Annotated in this window: 15 protein-coding genes and 1 pseudogene; 2 read left to right on the top strand and 14 right to left on the bottom strand. The window is 46.9% G+C overall.

Features of this window, described 5'->3' with window-relative positions; all coding sequences use genetic code 11:
- Positions 1-15: 15 nt before the first annotated feature.
- From ABC831_RS12980 to ABC831_RS12925, 12 genes and pseudogenes are all read right to left on the bottom strand, one after another.
- Positions 16-456, bottom strand: a complete 441-nt coding sequence (locus tag ABC831_RS12980) for a DUF2304 domain-containing protein (RefSeq protein WP_343248552.1) — start codon at positions 454-456, stop codon at positions 16-18.
- A 15-nt stretch (positions 457-471) separates the two neighbouring features.
- On the bottom strand, positions 472-1,161 hold the full coding sequence (locus ABC831_RS12975) for a glycosyltransferase family 2 protein (RefSeq protein ID WP_343248551.1): 690 nt from the start codon (positions 1,159-1,161) through the stop codon (positions 472-474).
- Between the two features lie 169 nt (positions 1,162-1,330).
- Positions 1,331-2,329, bottom strand: a complete 999-nt coding sequence (locus ABC831_RS12970; protein ID WP_343248550.1) for a glycosyltransferase family 2 protein — start codon at positions 2,327-2,329, stop codon at positions 1,331-1,333.
- A gap of 78 nt (positions 2,330-2,407) precedes the next feature.
- Entirely contained in the window at positions 2,408-3,454 is a 1,047-nt protein-coding gene (locus ABC831_RS12965; RefSeq protein ID WP_343248549.1) for a glycosyltransferase family 10 domain-containing protein, read from the bottom strand.
- Positions 3,455-3,458: 4 nt separating this feature from the next.
- Entirely contained in the window at positions 3,459-4,406 is a 948-nt protein-coding gene (locus tag ABC831_RS12960) for a hypothetical protein (RefSeq protein ID WP_343248548.1), read from the bottom strand.
- Entirely contained in the window at positions 4,399-5,721 is a 1,323-nt protein-coding gene (locus ABC831_RS12955) for a UDP-glucose dehydrogenase family protein (RefSeq protein WP_343248547.1), read from the bottom strand. Before ABC831_RS12955 ends, ABC831_RS12960 begins: the two co-directional genes overlap by 8 nt.
- Positions 5,718-7,262 (bottom strand): oligosaccharide flippase family protein, encoded by a 1,545-nt coding sequence (locus tag ABC831_RS12950; protein ID WP_343248546.1) that lies wholly within the window; start codon positions 7,260-7,262, stop codon positions 5,718-5,720. Before ABC831_RS12950 ends, ABC831_RS12955 begins: the two co-directional genes overlap by 4 nt.
- Before the next feature lie 5 nt (positions 7,263-7,267).
- Positions 7,268-8,257, bottom strand: a complete 990-nt coding sequence (locus ABC831_RS12945) for a glycosyltransferase (RefSeq protein WP_343248545.1) — start codon at positions 8,255-8,257, stop codon at positions 7,268-7,270.
- A 117-nt stretch (positions 8,258-8,374) separates the two neighbouring features.
- The gene (locus ABC831_RS12940; RefSeq protein WP_343248544.1) at positions 8,375-9,526 is read right to left on the bottom strand and encodes a glycosyltransferase family protein; all 1,152 of its coding nucleotides are present in this window, start codon (positions 9,524-9,526) and stop codon (positions 8,375-8,377) included.
- A 152-nt stretch (positions 9,527-9,678) separates the two neighbouring features.
- Positions 9,679-9,835: pseudogene (locus ABC831_RS26525) on the bottom strand (DapH/DapD/GlmU-related protein); the annotation flags it as partial.
- A 513-nt stretch (positions 9,836-10,348) separates the two neighbouring features.
- On the bottom strand, positions 10,349-11,731 hold the full coding sequence (locus tag ABC831_RS12930; RefSeq protein WP_343248542.1) for a hypothetical protein: 1,383 nt from the start codon (positions 11,729-11,731) through the stop codon (positions 10,349-10,351).
- A gap of 1 nt (position 11,732) precedes the next feature.
- A complete protein-coding gene (locus ABC831_RS12925) occupies positions 11,733-12,404 on the bottom strand; it encodes an HAD family hydrolase (protein WP_343248541.1) in 672 nt (223 codons plus the stop codon).
- A gap of 250 nt (positions 12,405-12,654) precedes the next feature.
- Between ABC831_RS12925 and ABC831_RS12920 the strand changes: the two genes are divergently transcribed.
- Positions 12,655-13,638 carry a hypothetical protein gene (locus ABC831_RS12920; protein ID WP_343248540.1) on the top strand — a complete coding sequence of 328 codons (984 nt, stop codon included), beginning with the start codon at positions 12,655-12,657 and terminating at the stop codon, positions 13,636-13,638.
- Positions 13,639-13,732: 94 nt separating this feature from the next.
- Here the strand turns inward: ABC831_RS12920 and ABC831_RS12915 are convergent, their stop codons facing one another.
- The gene (locus ABC831_RS12915; RefSeq protein WP_343248539.1) at positions 13,733-14,668 is read right to left on the bottom strand and encodes a UbiA prenyltransferase family protein; all 936 of its coding nucleotides are present in this window, start codon (positions 14,666-14,668) and stop codon (positions 13,733-13,735) included.
- 31 nt (positions 14,669-14,699) lie between these two features.
- Positions 14,700-15,056, bottom strand: coding sequence for a hypothetical protein (locus ABC831_RS12910; RefSeq protein ID WP_343248538.1), 357 nt, complete (start codon positions 15,054-15,056; stop codon positions 14,700-14,702).
- Between the two features lie 84 nt (positions 15,057-15,140).
- Between ABC831_RS12910 and ABC831_RS12905 the strand changes: the two genes are divergently transcribed.
- A complete protein-coding gene (locus tag ABC831_RS12905; protein ID WP_343248537.1) occupies positions 15,141-16,583 on the top strand; it encodes a B12-binding domain-containing radical SAM protein in 1,443 nt (480 codons plus the stop codon).
- Positions 16,584-16,592 lie beyond the last annotated feature (9 nt).

Raw genomic sequence — 16,592 nt, 5'->3', positions numbered from 1 at the left:
CCCCACATACATCACTCAGTCTTTTTGCGTTTCAGAGGAATCGCCTTCCGCTTTCCCTTTCTTTACAGCTTCTGCCTGCCCGTTTCTATTTTCCAGCTCCGCAAGCTTTTTCTCCAGGATTTCCAGTTTTTTCGTACTGAGCGCCAGATTCTGTGCCAGAGCCCTTACCCGGTTCGAAATTCTGGAAAGCGCGATGGTCAGCACGAAGATGATCAGCAGGGAGAATACAAATCCCAGGAAAAAGATCATATTAACCGGGGAAAAGATACCCAAAAACCTGGCCACATCATCCAGCAGAACCGGAAAACAATCCAGAATAAACAGCGCAAATATGACAATGAGCCAGGACAGCGCGTATTTCAACTCCAGACTCTTCTTCCGGATCATATTGACCAGGAGCAGGAACGCAAGTATCAGTACTACTCCCAGAATAATCTGTAACTTAAGTGTCATCATACCGGCTGCCCCTTTCTAATGCCTTAAGCACTCCATCAAAATCGCCAATGTTACTTTTACCATATAATATACCGATCGTTTGAATGAGATGGAGGAGACACCGTCGCTTCTCTCTTTCATCACCACCGGTACTTCTTTCACGATCATGCCCTCTTTTAAGATAGCCACGACACTCTCCGGCTCCGGATAATCCTTGGGATAATCCTTTGCATAGACAGACATGACTTTGCGGTTGATCAGCCGCATCCCGGATGTGGGATCACTGACCTTCTTGCCGGTCAGAATGCGGATCAGTACACTGAAATACCGGATACCGATCCTCCTGGCCCCAGTGGACTGAAATCCTTCTTTTTCCAGAAAACGCGATCCGATCACCATATCCAGCGCATTTTCCATCAGATACTCCGCCATGGAATCCAGATATTTCGCGTCATGCTGCCCATCCCCATCGAACTGAACCGCCATATCATAGCCATAGCGGAACGCGTAGAGATATCCCGTCTGCACGGCTCCGCCGATTCCCATGTTAATCGGAAGGTCTACAACATTAAAATTATTTTTTCTGCAAACCTCCAGCGTGTTATCCGTGGAACAGTCATTGATAATCACATAGTCAAAATCAGGTGCGTTCGTAAGAATATCCTGTACGGTTCTCTCTATACTTTTGCTCTCATTGTATGCCGGTATGATTACTAATTTTTTCATACTTTTTCGATCCTCCAGACGCGGAATCCCATTCATGCAGTATCCTGTGTTTATACAAATACCAAAACTTCGCATCAATGCAGACGTTTTCCATCTATAACAGAAGCTTTGCAACAATGCAGATCTTTTCCATCAATTAAAAGCTTTGCAACAATACAGATGTTTTCCATCAATGCAGTATTTTTGAATAAACTCTGATTACCGGCGTCAATATATGCAGCTTACATAGCACCGCCAGTACCAAAATGGATGCCCGGTGTACAAACGGAATCTCCAGTTTTCGGAATGGATTTACATAAGGGTTACGCATATATCCCGGTATGTAAGTTTTTAACATATCCATGATATAATGACACAATTCTTTGATTTTTGCAACCGAACTGCCTCTGGCGAACTCAAACACCCAAAATGCCAGAATCCGCATTACACAATATTCGTAAAAATACCGATCGTTCACAAGGCCGGTATCCTGAATATACTGAAGTGTTTCCGCCAGCGCTTCATAGGGCAGCCTGTATTTTTGCAGGCCCTTGAAATTATGCATGGCTGACGCGGAATGCTGGAAATACTGATAACCCGTATGGGGAACCACCTGGATATGATGTGCCAGTGCATTGGCCGCCAGATTCACCGGCGCATCCTCCGCCCGCACTCCCAGCGGAAACATCAGTTTATGTTTCATCCAGAAATCCCGGCGGAACAGCCGGCCCCAGGCAGATATAATCCGCAGCGGCCATTCTTCCTTTTTTCCTGGAATATACCCGGTAGGACAGACCTCGGCCAACACGGTGCCGCTTTCATCCACCATCCGGAATCCCTGTACCACCAGATCAGAGTCATTCTCTTCAGCAGCCGTAACCATGCGTTCCAGATAATCCCTGGTGACATAGTCATCGCTGTCCACGAAGGTTAAGTATTTGCCTTGCGCTTCCGCCACACCACGGTTTCTCGCCGCGGACACGCCCTCATTTTCCATATGAAAAGCCCGGATCCTGTCGGGATACTTTCGCGCGTATTCATCGACGATCTGTCCGGATCCATCCGTACTGCCGTCATTGACCACCAGAATTTCGATCTCCGGCTGTGTCTGGTTCAAAAGAGAATCCAGGCATCTGGCGAGATATTTTTCCACATTATAGACCGGTACAATGACAGATACACTTCTCATGCTTTCCTCCAGTGTCGCGTTTACCGCGACTGAATTCAGGTATGGATGAACTCTTGTTCAGCCGTTCCTCCACTCACTCTATCCTTCATTCTTTCCATAAATGACGTCCATCATCCGTCCCACATTAGCCTGATGAAAATAATCGGCAAACTGCGGCGAATGCAGAAATTTTATTTTTCTTTCCAAAAAACCGGCGTACTCCTCATAGCTCATCGCTCTCAGATAATCATCCAGCTGTTTTAAGGAGGAAAATGCCTCGATATCGACGTAAATATCTTTTGGAATCGTGCCATCCATAATATTGGAACCGGTATACACCGGGACACAGTCGGAAGTCAGCACGTCGAACAGTTTTTCTGATACATACCCCGGAAAACCGTACAGATTCTCGATGGCAAACCCAAACCGGTAGTGCTCAAAGGTATCCTGTTTGGAATCGCAGCTGCCCTTATAGTTCTTCGGAGGGTGTGCCGCATATTTCTTTCTCAGAATAACCCTGGCCGCCTTACTGATTCCGCCAAAGATCCAGTTGACACCATACAGATCAAAACCATCCGGCCGATTCTCAAAATAATCCACAATCTGATAGCGCAGATCATAACCGTTTCCCTGGATCAGTTTGTTGGAGGTGATCATGCAGGACAGCTTGCGGCTTTCAAACTCCTGCCGGCCGATCACCCGGCAGCGGCTCACATCCGTCTGACGGATGGAGTAGGGGAAATATTCATAATTCTGGGTTTCCAGAGGTGAATAGCAAAGAACCTTATCGAATCGTCGGTAATTCTCCGGATTAAAATTCCCCTTATTATAAAGCGGGCTTTCCCAAATGTACAGGATTTTACGCCCCGTCCCTTGCAGAACCTTCAGCATCCGCCGGTAATTTTTCCATTTTACCGCAGAGTATTCCAGCGGATTAAAGATCGGATAATCAAAGAACAGGAATACATCCGGTTCCGCAGTATCCCCATAAAGGTCCAGAGTATGGATTTCATCCCCCTTGTCCTCCACCGCTTCCTTCAGAAGCCGGTAGAATTCCCGCAGATGGCTTTCCACGTAGCGGTCCCCGGAAAACATCCCATCCCGCAGATATTTATCATGGTTTACACATAAGGCTATTTTCATCATTCATTTACCAGTAGCAGCCCTCTTCCACTTTCTTGAAGCCGGCCGGCTTTTCATCTTCGTTGGGTTTCACCCAGTTTTCGTTATATAATTTGGAAATTACCGGATGGGTATCCCATCTGGATCCCCGGATACCGAACAGCAGCTGGGTGGCGCCTCCCATATGGATCGCCTGCCTGCCGGCGGCCTTCAGTCTGGCTGCCAGCGGGAACCCATAAGCTCCGCAGCCCAGTATCGCTACATCAAACTCAAGTTTCATGGCTTCCTGATACATATACTCCAACGCTTCAAACCAGTTGGCAAAGCGCTCATCCGTCTGATCCGCCAGCGTCTGCACCGCCCGGATCACCTGCAGATCAAATTCCGGCAGAATATCCGTACCCGGGAATAATAATTCCCTGCGCGCGAACTGTCTCTCGATGGTGTTCTTAAACGGATGGATCACCAGTACTTTTTTCCCCTTAAGGGCTCCTGACCAGGGTTTTTCATGATACCACGGTTCGATGGCCCGCAGATAGGTCACTTCACTCTGCGGCGCAAAATGCTGGATCATATAGTCCTCCATTAAATTGAACCAGGTCCCGATCAGGTCCAGCTGAGCGCAGCTCTCACACATAAGATCGGAGAAGCGGATGGTTAACTGCTCATCCTTCGGGAAAAATCCAGACAGCTCATAGATGCGGTTAACCACCTCCGGGTGCACGTTTTTGCGCACTCCCAGCTGATAAGCCACCACGGAACGCATCACGGCCAGCTCCGTAGAACCAAACCGCCCTACCATAAACGGCTGCTTCTGGCTGAGCAACCACTGAATCCGGTCGTTTCCGGCTTGCTGCTTAAGTACCGCTTTTCCGCCGAACTTACTGCCGATCATCGGTTTTCTGGTAATCCTGCCGCATAATTTCCTGGAAATATTCCTGACTCTGGCGGCATACCATTCCATCTTTTTACCCATTGCGGTTCTCCTTCGCCGGTTGGACAACTTTTCGCCCGATGCTTTCATAGATCACATTGGCCTGTTCCATCTGCTCCAAATCAAAGCAGTTCCGTCCATCTAAAATGATCGGGTGTTTCATACATTTTTCAAATACATGACTATCCAATTCCTTCACCTCTGGCCACTCTGTAAATATAAAACAAATATCCGCACCCTGCAAGGTCTCCTCAATGGATTCACAATACCGTATGTCACCGTCACACTTCTTTTTGAAGTTTTGGACCCCTACCGGATCCCAGGCTTTAACGAAAGCTCCGTCCTCCAGGAATACCGGTATGTTAACCAGAGAGGGGGCTTCCCGCAGATCGTCTGTTCCCGGTTTAAATGTAAGACCCAGGACTGCAACCGTCAATCCTTTAAAATCTTCGTAATATTTCCGGGCTTTTTTTACCAGCCGATATTTCTGGTTCTCGTTGACTTCGATCGCCGCTTTTATTGTCTTGATTTCATTATCATTAAAACTGGCCAGCCAGCTCAACGCCTTTGTATCCTTCGGGAAACAGGAACCTCCGTAACCAATGCCGGCCCGCAGGAACTGCTTGCCGATACGGCCGTCGAACCCCATCCCCTTGGTCACATCCTCAATATCCGCTCCCACAGTCTCGCACAAATTCGCAATCTCATTTACATAAGAAATCTTCAAAGCCAGGAAATCGTTGGATGCATATTTAATCATCTCCGCGCTGCGACGGTTTGTCACCAGCTTAGGCGCGTCGAAATCTTGATAAACTTCCTGCAGGATAGCGCCCGCCTTCTCCTCCTCAACCCCGATTACGATTCTGGAAGCATGAAGTGTATCCTGTACCGCTGTGCCCTGTGCCAGGAATTCCGGGTTGGAGGCAATCCATACCTGAACAGGATGCGTAAGGCGTGCTTTCATATACGCTTCAATCTTATCGTTTGTCCCAATCGGCACCGTTGACTTAACCACCACAACGCAGTCCTTTTCCACGCTGGCAGCGATCTGTCCCGCCACCTCATATACGTAGGTCAGGTTCGCAGAGCCATCTCTCTTTTCCGGTGTTCCCACACCGATAAAGATTACATCTGCCCCGCGGTATGCCGCCTGATAGTCTGTGGTAAAGGTAAGCCGCTCCATGTTTTTCTGCATCAGCTCATCCAACCCCGGTTCAAAGATCGGAGATATCCCTTTGCGCATGGTCTCCACTTTCTGCTGGTCTACATCCACACAGGTTACCGCATGGCCATGCTCTGCCAGACAAACTCCCGTAACCAGGCCAACATATCCTGTCCCTGCAACTGCAATATTCATTTCTTCACTCTCCTTAATTTACTCAGCACGCCCAACGTCAGCTGGTATGCAAACTGAAATTCTTTTGTTCTATGAAATACGATAACAACCAACACAAACGGTACAGCCACACACAGGGCTGCCGCCCCGATAAAACCTCCCACCGAAGGCACCGGAAACAACCTGCCGCACAGCCACAAAAGACCAATCACCTGAACGATATCCACCGCCGTATAGGCTGCTATTTTTCTCCAATATTCCGCCATCCCGTCCTCAAAATATTTCCGGAATACCAGAATACATTTACTGATCCAGAAAAACAGCTGGCTGATAACCGTTCCCAGCAGAACACCCGGTACGCCGATAAACTGCACAAAAATGATAGAAGAAATCAGATTCATGGCGGCGCCGATGGCATTCAGATATTTCTCATAATGGAACAGTCCCAGGACACTGATCAGCTCATTGATCGGCCCAGATGTAATACTGATAAATACATCCAGGCTGATGAGCAGCACCACGATCTGCGGCATAACCGCCTGTTCTCCCCCATAACACATGTATACTAACGGCGTGCTGCACACGATCAGGCCGGTAGCCGACACCGTAGCTATGAAATGCCGCACAAAAGTATAGTGATGAAACAGTGGATACATTTCTTTTCTGTCCCTGCCGCTCTGCAGAAAATTACCGATCGCCGGCGCCATAGAATACAGCACACTGTTAACGATCGTCCGTATCGCGTTGGTGATATATACATAATAGTTCAGTCCGCCTACGGTAAATAACCCGCCGGTAATACTGCTGAACGTAGAAATCACCAGGTTATCCGTTGAGGAATAGATATAAACAGCCACTTTACCGACCAGGATATTTTTCGTATCCACAAACAGATTTTTTGCCTTGTCATAAGGTTTAATATTCTTATCCTTAAGCTGCGGATATCGTTTATTACAGTAATATGAGATCAGCAGATTCGCAGCGATCTGCTGCAGCACCATCAGGACGGAATAGATCACGTAATCCTGGTATAGAACCAGAGATACGATCCTGAGCACGCTGAAAATGATATTCATCAAAGTATCATACAGTGCGCAGACATAGTTCCTCTGATCCGCATACAGCAGTGTTCTTTTATAGGAAAGAAAATACGTGGACACGGTGGACATCAGCTGAATGAAGAAAATCAGCCGGACAAAGGCAATATCCACCCCGGACTCCGTAATGAACACCGGTATCAGCAGCATCAGCAGACAGCCCAGGCCGAACACCACAAAACCGATCGTCCAATACACCCGCCGGAACAACGCCATAATACTGGCAATAGTATTCTGATCCCCCTCTGCAATGGGTTTATACAGATGATAGGTAATCGCGCTTCCCACACCCAATTCCGCCAAAGACAACATATTCAGCAGGTTGCTGATTACACTGTTTAACCCATAGTTCGTCTGTCCCAGATAGTGTGTAAATACGATCTGCGTTAAAAACCCCATGACCAGCACGATGACCTGTGTCACCAGACCGATCACTCCGTTTTTCATGATCTTTTCAAGTCTCATAGATTTTACCTTTTCTTTAGCTTTTTGTAGAAAGGATAGAACCAGTAAAGCCAGCAGTAGGATTTCACCCGGCTGTCACCCAGATACTCTTTTCCCCTGGCGATCCGAATCAATTCCCGTATCTTTCCTTTCTGCTCTTTCTGAACAGCCCGATCCAGCTGATGGTAGACATCCACCGTTGTCAGGCAAAACACATTAGCGATATGCCTGCGGATCATTTTATCATTCTCCGGACGGAAATGGTGTTCCTCATAGAATCCGAACATCTCTTTTGCCGACCGGTAAAAGCCTTCAAAATTGCGAAGGGTCTTTGCCTGCATCATGATGGAGCCGTCACGAAACCTCCGGTGATACACAATTTTACGCACGATCTTAACCCGGCGGCACTGCAGCATCAGTGCAAAGGTATAGTACTGATCCTCATGGATAATCCCTTCTAAAAAAGTAAGTCCCAGCTCCAGCAGCGTCTGTCTTTTCACCAGCTGCAGGCAGACCTGGGTCCGAAAGTCCTCTCTGGGAAGGGTAAGTGCAAATAAATCCTCGCCGTCATAGACGCCGGGGTATTCATAGTGTTTCTGATAGTCGTACTGCATATTCGGCTTCCGGACATCCCCGTCATCATAAAATGATGCTCCGTCGAACAATACCAGATCACAGTCCTGGTCCGCCGCCTCTGTGTAAATCACTTCCAGTCCGTCCGGCTCAATGTAATCGTCACTGTCCAGGAAATAGACATACCGGCCGGAAGCGGCACGCAGACCGGTATTCCTGGCCGCACTTAAACCTGCGTTATCCTGATGAATCAGTCGGATATTCCCATGCTGCTCCGCATATCTCTTGGCGATCTGCGGCCCCGCATCGGTGGAACCGTCATTTACCAGAATGATTTCTATATCGGGCAGGGTCTGTGCAAGCACACTGTCGATACATTCTGCCAGATATTTTTCTACATTGTAAATCGGAATGACTACCGATATTTTCGGCTGATTATTCATAGCTTTATCCCATCTATACGGCAAAGATTCCGGACCGGCGTTGTGCCTATCCTATTTGCCATATCCCTGACTATTTTCTTCGGATTCTGATAAAAATACAAACGATCGGACTTACACTTATTTGTGCATAAATTGTCGGTTTACTTTATTTACCAGCATGTTCTTAAGCATACTTACCGACAGGTTGTCCCCCCGGAAATCGTAGTTGCAGGCCAGACGTCCCACATGATGATGAAACGGATTTTTCTCTGCTTGTGATGTATCATATAAAAAGATCTGGCTGCCCTCCATATCCGCCAATATGTTCTGCTCCTGAGGCTTTAATAACAACCCAAAGGATCTCACAATCTTATAATCTTTGATCTCCAAAGTCAACCAGTATCTCTGATTTTTCCTGTTTTTCTTCACCCCGTAAAGATCCGTGCAGAGTTCTTCTGCGGGCAGACCCAGGATACCGGCCAGCTTTTCATTTTCCCAGAACGCGTCATATACCGTGTCACTGCCTTCCAGCGGTACGAACCGGTATTCCCTCTGAATCCCCGTCTGAAACGGAACCTGAAGACCGGTGGAGGGAATCGCGAAGTTTTCTCCCGCGTCTGTAAAGTTTGTGCACTGGGAAAGGTAAGGGTAGACAAAATATTTCTTCCGCTCAATACAATACTTCACATGATATTTCAGCCAGGAGGTACCAGGCCAGGAAGCTACATAGTCGGGAATATCCGCGGATTCCCGAAACTCCTCCCCCTGCTCATCATACCATTTGCGAAACTCCATCCACTGGCGTTTCATCCAGACCTGTCCCCAGGACTGGGCAAACTGTACGAAGTACACATCGTTAGAGTCGGCCAGCGGGACAAACGGCCGGTTGGCATGGACATTCCACAAGTGCTGGTACAGGGAAATTCCGGCGATCCGGTCATCCTGCTCATAATATGCAACCGTCTGTTTCATATATTGATAAAAATTTGGGGATACATAGATATCATCCTCAAATACAGCTATCGCTTCGTAGTCTGCCACCAGATCCCCGCAGGACAGAACGTGTCTGCGCAGTCCCATGCGTTTTGGATAGGTCTTTACTATTTTCGGCCCGAATGGCCAGCCAAACTCATTTGCGCAGCGCAAAACGCTGTCGTCCCCGCTGTTGTCGATACTGATAATCAGCGTCACCTGGTCGTCGTCATAGTCGGCCTGTTTCAGAGATTTTAACAGCCGCTCCATACTGCGCGGCCTGTTATAACCGATTGCCACTATTGCATACTGCGTCATCGTACCATTTCCTCCAGGCTATCGCAAGCCTTCCTCTTTTACTATTTTCTTAAATCTCTCGATATCATCAAAATAATCCGCATGGCTTTCAATCCAGGAAATATCCCTGTCCCACCATTTAAAATCCATCAAAAACTTCCTGTCTTCCTCATCAAACCGGTATTTGATCACTTTGGCCGGCACCCCTCCCACAATAGCAAAGGGCGGAACATCCTTCGTCACGACCGCACCTGCCGCAATCACCGCACCGTCTCCGATCGTCACCCCTGCCATGATCGTGGCGCCGTCTCCGAACCATACATCGCTTCCCACTTTAAACTGGTAGCGCCCGTCACAAACCGGATCCGCATAATCCGGATACTTCTGTTCCTTTACATAGGTAAAGCCGCTGACCGGGGACAGCGTAAAAAATGCTGTATGGGTAGAGACGAACTTGGAAGTGGGATGCTGTCCGATCACAAACTTTACATTCGGCCCAATCCCGGTAAACCGGCCCACCTTCACATCATTCAGCACACAATCATGCTGGACGATGGTGCCGTATCCAAGATACGTATTCAACAAATAAGCATGATAATAGATACGGGCATGTCCCTCGAATTCACAGTTATCCACATCGAAAAATACGCCGCGGCCGAACATTACATGTTTTTGCTTCGTCAATTTCCGTTTCATGAAAAAAGAACGGAATATATTTGTTATTATCTGAAATCGGTTCACGCAAATCCACCTTTCTTCCCTTGGCACGAGGCCATTTAATCTCTGATCCAGCGGTCCGGCTCCCTGCGTTTTACCAGCATTTTTACCGGCATACCGGCAGGGTTACCCCAACAAACCTGTTTTTCCGAAACGGCCTTTTCTCAATTTGCTCCGGAAGGAATCCCAGTCAATAAAATTCATAGCGATCCATAAGAATGCATCCACAGAAATCATCATGATAAATCTGGTAAATCCGTGACCGGAATGTCCGAACAGCACCAACGCCCAAAACGCCGGGAAACAGAAAATAAACAAATACGGCAGCAGGCTGCTTACGGCCACCTTCTTCGCCCGGAAACGGATCATTAATACTACCAGTACCACTGCCGTCAGCAATATCAGGATACCCATGGAACGCAGCGGAGTCAGGAAGCCCTGAAGTATGCTGTCCAACCGGCGTATATATTCCCGAAAGCTTGGCGGCAGCCCGATCCATCCCCCGGATACGGAGGTGCCGTCACTGGATCCTGTAACCAGAGCGGCGAGTATCCATTTCGACACCAGCGTGACCGAATAGACGATGCCATAACCGGCGCAATTACCAATCAGGTGTCCCCACAGCTGTTTGGCGTTCTTCCCCCGGCGCTGCCTCATCTGCAGCGAGACCAGAAGCGGCATTCCCAGCGTAATCAGAGGAGCTTCAAAGGTCCCCCAAAATGCCATACTCGTTCCGATCAATCCGAAAAACAAGGGTTCATACCTGTCATATGTCTGGCTGCCTGAAAAGAGCAGCACCATCATCACTCCCAACAGCATCAGGTTCACATCCACAGAAAACATCATATTTATGGTTATGATCGTGGTGTAGCTCATAAGCGTTGCGCAGATAAACGGAAACGCAGCCCGGAATCCCATCTTCTTATTCATTGCCAGAATTGTCAGTAAATATAAAAAGAAACTCACCATATAAATAATTTGCCGGATCTCATGCAGATTCAAAAAAGTCAGCATAGGCTTTAACCATACCAGATAGCCGTGCCACATTCTTCCATAACTCTCACTTTTGGCTGCTTTTCCTTCTGCCGCCGCCACAAGATCAAGATACTGTGGAAATGGGGTATCCGCAGAGCCCTCCGCTACCTCATAATCCGCAGACATCGCCGCGTGAAATGGATGCTCCGAAGTCTGAAGCGCCATATTCAGCATCCGGGAATCCGAATAATTGTCAAAAAAACAGACCGGAGATCCGAAAAACCAGTTGGGATATTTTCCATCCTGGGCGATCACACCGATCGATTCCGCCACGTTCTCTACCATGGCTGATTTTGGGATACAATAAACCAGCGTCAGGCTCAACAAGTAAAATGCAAAAAGCCCGACCGCAGTCAGCAGCACCTTCTTAATCATTCCCGGCGATACGATATTCTTCCACGTTTTCACGGGAACTGCCGCTTTGCCGGATTTCTCCGCATCATACTGAAAACCTTTCTCTTTCGTTGTCTCCATGTTACTGCGTGCTCCTTTTTATCTGCTTAAGTATTTCATGACGCTTATTCGCCTGTGCCGGCAGGATCACATAATCCACTCCAGCGCTTTCTGCCGACAGTCCGTCTTTTTCATAGCGGTCCCCGATCATCAGCACCTCTTCCGCAGGCAGACCCAATTCATTCAGAATCACCTTCATCCCTTTGGGGTCCGGTTTCAGGCACTGCATTTGGGGATCTGTAGCCGCAAAACAATAATCCGCCACGATTCCCAAAGCTTCCAGCTTATCCTGGACGGGATAATCCGAGTAAATTCCCACGGTAATCTTATGTTTACGCAGATATTTCAGCAAGTCATACACTTCATGATCACGGAATTTCTTCAGATACGGAAGGGGAAAGCGGTACATCCACCGTTCGATCACGGATTCCACCCGATAGGCCGGGACTCGGTATTTTTCTCCAACCAGACGATAAAGATATTTTTCAGGATCTTCTTTATGACTTTCCGTAACCATCCGGTCACGCTCTTCCCTGAACTTTTTTATAATCAGTAGATCCTTGATCCTCCAGAAATGCAGCACATAGTGGCAGGCCAGTCTGACCGCCATAATTCTGCGAAGCGGCGGCTGATAATAGAGGGTTCCGTCCATATCAAACAGAACCGCGTGATACTCCTCTAAATTACGATGCATTTGCAATTTCATAACAAGACTTCTTTCTTCCTATTCTTAAGGTCCCTCTGTTCCGTAAGTATAAGTCATACTATTATATCAAACAAGCCCGAATGAATGCAAGACGTTTATCAGACTTTCCATGCCTTTCTGCTCATTCTCCCCCTATGGGCGACTTTGGAAAGGGGTTGTGTATGTCATGGTTTCATGTTATATTGGGCAAAGATGGATTGGAAAAGGTTCCGCTTCTTTTGATTGCAGGAGGTATCCCATGGGTTTAGCACAGAAATTGCGGGCGGTACGTACCGTGTTTATCGCTAAGACAAGAAATAAAAATTATTATTACAGACTTTATGGTTCCTATCGGTTTGCGAAAAAGCATCCGGCAAAGGAAAACAGAGCTGTTGACCATGTGAATTATCTGGCCGCGCGGCCGAACCCTGATTCCGGGATCGGTCATCAGATGGCAAACTGGATTGCCGGATATTATTTCGCACAGGTGTTGGGGCTGAATTTTGCCCATATGCCGTTTGCTTCGTCGAAATGGGAAGAATTTTTAGGGTTTGGTGAGGACGAGATTCCTCTGGATGATCTGGTAAAGAGGCAGCATTATAAAAAGGTCCGGATTCCCCATTTTAATGAGGCAAATGACGGGGAAATGGCTGCGATCCGGAAGATCGTAGACGCTTACGCGGATCAAAAGGTTGTATTTTTGTGTGAGCAGGATCAGTTTTATAAGGCTCAATTCGGTGTCATGAAGGATCTGCAGCGTAAATTCTATCACGCATCGGCGCGCCGGGAGGATCATTTGATCTACCGGCCCGGAGAGTTTAATATCGCTGTCCATGTCCGAAGGGGCGATATTGTGATTGGCCAGACGAACAAAGACCCGGGTCTTACGAAACGCTGGCAGGATAACTCCTATTTTCTCCGGGTTTTGGAACAGGCGCTCAAACTTCCGCAGCTGCCTGCGGATAAGCCGGTTACAGTTTACCTGTTTTCTCAGGGAAAGGAACATGATTTTCCGGAATTTGCAGATTTCCCGAATCTGCATTATTGCCTGGATATGGGGCCTATCGATTCTTTCCTTCATATGGTAAATGCGGATCTCCTCATTACAAGTAAAAGTTCCTTTTCCTATAAACCAGCTTTGCTGAACAGAGGATTGAAAATCTGCCCTAAAAATTTCTGGCATGGATACCCGCAGGACCCGAACTGGATCCTTGCTGACGATGCGGGTAATTTACTGCCTTGATAGTAATGAAAATGCAGAAAACAAAATGGCCCGGCTTTATATTCGCTACTCCTCTTTAAGGAGCGCGATCTCATAAGCCGGGCCTTATGTTGGCCTACACGTTAAGCAGCATCGTATCTACAAAATAATCCATAGCAGGAATTCTGCTGTATATCAACACCACGATCAATGCGATCAATATTACGATATAGATCAAAAGCCCTTTTTCTTTATATAATTTCTCGGGTTTCTGCACAGCCGAATCCTCTTTAAAACTCAGATACAGGTAGTAGCAGAACAGGCCGAATACAAAGGGCATGGCGATCAGCAGTTCGATTTTGTACTTCAGCATGAAGATACCCAGGAAGAAAGTGGCGCTCATAGCATAAAAGAAGGCAGATACCAGCAGGGTATGTTCGGTATAATATTTGAATGATTTCCTGTACTTTCCAGCAACTTCCGGATCTCCGATCATCCGGTACTCCGCGTACCGCTTAGTCGCCATCAGGAACGCTCCGCTCATCCAATAGCCTACCAGCACACTGCTGGGCGGCTGATAAGCTTCGGTAATAATAAACCATCCAATCAAAAGACGGATCAGATTATTTAAAGATTCTGAAAGGACATCGATATAGGGAATATCTTTTGTCCTGACCGGACGTACATTATAGAGAACGCCCATCAGCAAAAGCCATAATTCCATATACAGAAAATAGCGGTTTACCTGGATCGAGCATACAACACCCAGTATAATCAGTAAAGCATATTCCACCATTACCCAATGAAACTTGATGTTTGATACCACAACAGGCCTGTTCTTTTTCGTAGGATGATATTTGTCGAATTTGGCATCCAGCCATTCATTGATCACATAGTTCGCAGAAGCGATGAAGCATGTGGCCATAAAGCCCCAGATAAAACGAATTACAACGCCGGAGTCAAACACTTTTCCGGTTAAAAGCTCAGCAATAATAACACCAGGAACGATAAAGGCATTCTTGACCCAATGGTCCGGCCTTGCGATCTTGATATAACCTTTTAATTGATTCAATTTAATAACCCTCCTCCATAATTCTAAAATATCATACCAATTTTTCCCCCACGAAACAACCTTTTCTTACAAAATTCTCCCAAATATCCCATAATTTTCTATCAATTTTTATCAAGCTTATTATATAGTTAAATGGAGGGGTAACTAATGGCCTTAATGAGCGGGAAGGGGCGCCTTCAAAACCGTTCGGATCATCTTGTGGAGTCAAATCGCTTCCCCAAACAGGAGTATCCCATCCCGCCCCCCAGAGGCTTCCCGTCCCTCTTGGTCCTATAGCATTCAAAATTCTAACCAATATTTGCAAGTTCAATATTTTATGATATAATGTCGAAAGACATAGAACCATGCCGAAAAAGCTTTCCCAGGCGCGTGTTTCATAAGATGGCATACATAGATATTTGCTTAAGATAAAAATGAGTTATCAGAAAGGAGCAGGATATATTATCGCTGGTAAATAATATATCCAAACACTATGGAAAAAGTATTACTTATGTATCCCCCAGGCCCATTATTTCAAAGAGGTGAGGATCGTTGTCAGCAGAATATCGACGACGGCAGCGCACAGGCTATGCGTGCCTGCAATGATCTGGGCTACGCCGCCGCAGTTCTTCTTAGGAAAAATTATGATGTAAAGCTGCGGGATTATCAGACGGAATTCTGCTCAGAAGAGGATATGTTCCGTGAATTGGAAGAGTATCGGCCGGATATGGTCATGATCAGTGTTACAAATACCACGATCTTTGATGATATTAAAATTTCTAATCGGATCAAAGAAAAGACGAATGCGGTTATGGTCCTGAAGGGTGCTATATTCTATGATCCGGAACAGGCTATGCTGGATCTGCTGGATCTTTCCAAAATTGATTATCTGATTGGCGGAGAAGTGGATTTCGCTATCGACCTGATCGCTGATTATGAGTTCCACAACAAAGGGAATATTGAGGATGTAGATAATATCCTCTATAAGGATGCGGACGGTAATATAAAGAGAACCCCGTTCCATGTGTGGGGACAGGATCTGGATAACCAGCCCTTCCCGGCCCGCCAGCTGATGAACAACGCCCTTTATACACGCCCGGATACGGATGAGCCTATGGCAACGATACAGACATCCCGCGGCTGCCCCTCCAACTGTATTTTCTGTCTGTCCCCTGAGATATCCGGAAAGAAAGTCCGATTCCGCAGTCCGCAGAATGTCATGGATGAAATGACGGAATGCTATGAGAAGTTTGGTATCCATAATTTCTTCTTCAAAGCGGATACATTTACCATCAACGCCCAGTGGGTCAAAGAATTATGTACTTTGATCATAAATTCACCGCTTCACAATAAAATTGCTTTTACCGCCAATTCCAGAGTCCGTCCGCTCGCTAAAGAAACTCTGGTTCTCATGAAAGAGGCGGGCTGCTTTACGATTGCCTTTGGTTTTGAATCAGGCAGTGACGATACGCTGACCCAGGTACATAAAGGGGCGACTGTAGCAGAAAACATCCAGGCCTGCAAATGGTCCAAAGAGGCGGGGCTGACCGTATGGGGATTTTTCGTAATTGGTTTTCCCTGGGAAACCAGGGAACATATTATGGAAACCAAAAAGCTCATCTTCCAGATGAAACCCGACTTCATCGAAATTACGCTGGCCCTGCCTTTTTATGGGACACCGCTTTATAATATGTGCAAAGAAGATAATCTTCTCGCCCAATCCGTTCTGGGAAGCGACTTTTTCCACTCCAGCATGAAGGGAACCAGGTATCTGAGTATGGAAGAGCTGCTGAAACTGCGCAGAAGCATTCTGCTTCAATATTACCTGCGGCCCAGCTATATTTTCAAAAAAATGGCGGAATGCATCACACATCCGAAAATCTTCCTGAATTATTGTAAATATGGGATTAAACTGGTTGTAAATCTATTTAAGTAAATAAGCCGG

This window comes from Diplocloster hominis (genome assembly GCF_032380655.1).
GTDB classification, from domain to species: Bacteria; Bacillota; Clostridia; order Lachnospirales; family Lachnospiraceae; genus Diplocloster; species Diplocloster hominis.
Note: the sequence above shows the minus strand (reverse complement) of the source record. Positions and strands in the feature narration are given on the sequence as shown.